At 41.0% G+C, this 2875-nt stretch carries 1 protein-coding gene; it reads left to right on the forward strand.

Annotated elements, in window-relative coordinates:
• Window positions 1–377 precede the first annotated feature (377 nt).
• Window positions 378–2030 carry a Ppx/GppA phosphatase family protein gene (locus GNE10_RS33450; protein ID WP_185570348.1) on the forward strand — a complete coding sequence of 551 codons (1653 nt, stop codon included), beginning with the start codon at window positions 378–380 and terminating at the stop codon, window positions 2028–2030.
• Window positions 2031–2875: the final 845 nt, after the last annotated feature.

The raw sequence follows: 2875 nt of genomic DNA on the forward strand, positions 1-2875 counted from the left end.
GAGTGTGGGGGGAAAGATTTCTTCCTCATCCTCCCACACCTCCCACCCCTCCCACACTTCCTGCTTGCCCAATGCCCCATGCCCTAATTCATACATCTTTACATCTATAGAATAACGTTATTTGTTATTTGTAAAAACATAACTAGAAGTGGCAACTTTAAAGTCCTTTAAGTAGTCACTGAAATTGTAACCAGTAGGGTGAATATACTTAGCTCAGTTAATCTTGACCAAACTGAGTAATTCATTGCTGAGTGAGTAATTTCACTTGTTTACTCCAAACTCGGAACTGAATTTGAGCAAGTGTGTTGTAATAAATACCAGTGCAAGCTACCCCGACATGCCACCGTTTGCCATCATTAATACAGAGAGAAAACTAGATGCAGAATTTAGTTTCGGCTAGCTGGGAGAGTGTTCCAACTCAACCAGTTGACCAACACCCGATTATTGCTGCCATAGACTTGGGGACAAATTCTCTACACATGGTAGTGGTAAGAATCGATCCCACACTACCGGCTTTCAGCATTATTGCCAGAGAAAAGGAAACCGTCAGATTAGGCGATCGCAATCTTGCCACAGGGGAACTTAAACCGGAGATCGTTAGAAAGGCGATCGCTGCTTTAGGACGCTTCCAAGAAGTTGCTAAAACAATGAATGCCGAAACAATCATTGCTGTGGCCACTAGTGCTGTGCGCGAAGCCCCCAATGGTAAAGATTTCTTGCACGCTATAGAAGCAGAGTTGGGTTTAAGCGTTGACTTGATTTCTGGTCAAGAAGAAGCGCGACGAATTTACCTTGGTGTACTGTCGGGGATGGAATTTCACAACCAACCCCACATAATTATTGATATTGGTGGCGGTTCCACTGAGTTAATTTTAGGGGACAGTCACGAACCCCGTACCCTCACTAGTACCAAAGTGGGTGCAGTGCGATTGACTGGCGAGTTAATTACCACCGATCCCATTAGCAACGCTGAGTTTCAATATCTCCAAGCTTACGCACGGGGAATGTTGGAACGTTCTGTAGAAGAAGTACAAGCAAATCTGGAGTTGGGAGAATCTGTGCGTTTGGTGGGTACAGCTGGCACCATTGAAACTCTGGCGATGGTTCATGCACGGGAAAAGTCTGGTGCTATTCCTTCTACTCTCAATGGCTACCAATTCACTCTTAAAGACTTACGGGAGTTGGTAAATCGGTTGCGGAAATTAAGTAATGCCGAAAGGGCTACTATCCCAGGAATGCCAGAGAAACGGTCAGAAGTGATACTTGCTGGGGCAGTAATTTTACAGGAAGCCATGACCCTTTTGGATATTGAATCAGTTACAGTCTGCGAACGTTCTTTGAGGGAAGGCGTAATTGTGGACTGGATGCTTTCTCACGGTTTCATTGAAGATAAACTGCGCTACCAAAGTTCAGTTCGGGAACGCAATGTTCTCAAGCTTGCTAACAAGTACCACATTAATTTAGAACATAGCGATCGCGTTGCTAAATTTGCCCAAAGTTTATTCGATCAAATGCAAGGTACTTTACACCATTGGGGAGCGGATGAGCGACAATTACTTTGGGCAGCTGCAATATTACACAACTGCGGTCATTACATCAGCCATTCCTCTCACCACAAGCACTCCTACTATCTCATTCGCAATGGTGAATTACTCGGTTATACAGAAACTGAGATTGAAATCATTGCCAATTTAGCGCGTTATCATCGCAAATCGCCCCCCAAGAAAAAACATGAAAATTATCAGAGTTTGCTGACTAAAGATCGGCGACAAATAGTCAGTCAATTGAGTGCCATCTTAAGGTTAGCTGTGGCATTAGATCGACGACAAATTGGCGCGATCGCTCACGTAGAATGTGAATATTATCCCCAATTTCGGCAAGTCAATCTCTTGATTTTCCCATCTCAATTGAATGATGATTGTGCCTTGGAACTCTGGAGTTTAGATTACAAAAAAGGAGTGTTTGAAGAAGAATTTCGCGTCAGATTAGTGGCAACTTTAGAAAAATCTACTGTTCCTCGGTTGTCTTAGAAAGTACAAAGCAGGTGCATTACACAGCGTTTATGCATCTGCTTTGTACAGTATAAGCGGGATATTATGCGTTAATATATATTATTTGCAATTCAACCATTATCTTTATAATTCCATTACATTTTCATCCTACTTAAGAAAGAATATATAAATCTCCTTAAGATGTATTTGAATAAACAAAATTAGCTACTAAAATGTAGATAACAGTTTAGTTACTGTTAGGTTATGTTGCAAGGGGATATCTGGGCTTGAGAAACCGAGGTATCCTCATTCTTATATATATGTAAATTTATTGATATTCTGCACTTAACAATACTCAAATTTAAGAGTATTAGTTGTTCCATATTTAAAAAAGTACAACTGACGTAACTCAGTTATTGACTAGCCCTCACCTTGGTGAGAGTAATTACAAAAGCCATTGTTTTTAACCTCTTGTTGAGGTTGCATTGGTTAGTTAATAAAGGAAACCTAACAATCAAACATAAAACTTCATCTCTGGCTTGAAATATAGTATTGAGTGTTGACTGTTGACGGTTGAGTGATGACTGGGAAAGAAAGATTTTCTATCTGGGTTGTGAAATTTTTGACCCATCAACTGTGTTGACAATGGAAACTAGGGAGTAGGAGAAGAAACCTTTTTGGAATTCAAGAATTTTGTATTTTTTAATATTCAAAAGGGCTGGGGGTAACTCGAAAAAATAAACAACAGTAAATAGTGGTTGAGTGTTGACTGTTGACTGGGGAGTTATTATTCTCCCCTGCCCCCTGCCAATACGGTTAGGTTAAAGGGTAAAGGGGAAAGGGGAAAGGGGAAAGGTGAAAGGGTAAAGGGGAAAGGGGAAAGG

The organism is Nostoc sp. 2RC (assembly GCF_014222165.1).
Classification (GTDB): Bacteria; Cyanobacteriota; Cyanobacteriia; order Cyanobacteriales; family Nostocaceae; genus Nostoc; species Nostoc linckia.

Coding starts and splice junctions, on each gene's coding strand:
- GNE10_RS33450 (WP_185570348.1), top strand. CDS start 378: ATGCAGAATTTAGTTTCGGCTAGCTGGGAGAGTGTTCCAACTCAACCA.